This is a genomic window from Rhizobium sp. UFLA01-1127 (genome assembly GCF_059803845.1).
Window position 1 is genome coordinate 1 of sequence record NZ_JAUQTZ010000316.1, and the last position, 643, is coordinate 643.

Consider the following 643-nt stretch of genomic DNA (forward strand, 5'->3'; position numbering starts at 1 on the left):
GTTCATCTCCTTCATCCAGAACCATGACCAGATCGGCAACCGCGCACGCGGCGATCGCATGATTTCCTCCCACCCGATCGAGGCCATAAAGGCCATTGCAGCCATCTATCTGCTCTCGCCGCAGACACCCATGCTGTTCATGGGCGAGGAATGGGGTGCCGCCGATCCATTTCCTTTCTTTTGCGACTTCGACGAGGAGCTCAACGCCAAGATAAGACTTGGCCGCAAGGAGGAACTGAAGCGCCTGCCGGGCTTCGAAGCGGAGGACGCGTGCGACCCAACGGCCGAAGCTACCTTCCGCAGCGCCAAATTGCGCTGGAACAAAATGAACGAGAACCCGGCAATTGGCGACTATTACGAGCAGCTGCTAAAGCTCAGACATCAAGTGATCGTACCGCTCGTTGCTGAAGTGTGTACTTGCGTGGCAACCTACGATCCAGACGCCTTGCCCATCGGAGTGAACTGGCAAATGGGGTCGTCAAACCTTCATTTAACGGCCAATCTGTCGAACACGCCCGTTGTTTTGAAAAGACCCATCGAGGGACAAGCATTTTTTTCATCGGACAGCATGGCAAACAACTCGATCGGACCATGGGGCGTCGTTTGGAGCCTGTCGCGAGCCATTTCGCAAATCTGAGGGACC

At 55.5% G+C, this 643-nt stretch carries 1 protein-coding gene; it reads left to right on the top strand.

What is annotated here, in order from left to right:
• The first annotated feature begins 58 nt into the window (after window positions 1-58).
• Entirely contained in the window at window positions 59-637 is a 579-nt protein-coding gene (locus Q4Q11_RS31990; RefSeq protein ID WP_498572000.1) for a hypothetical protein, read from the top strand.
• Window positions 638-643 lie beyond the last annotated feature (6 nt).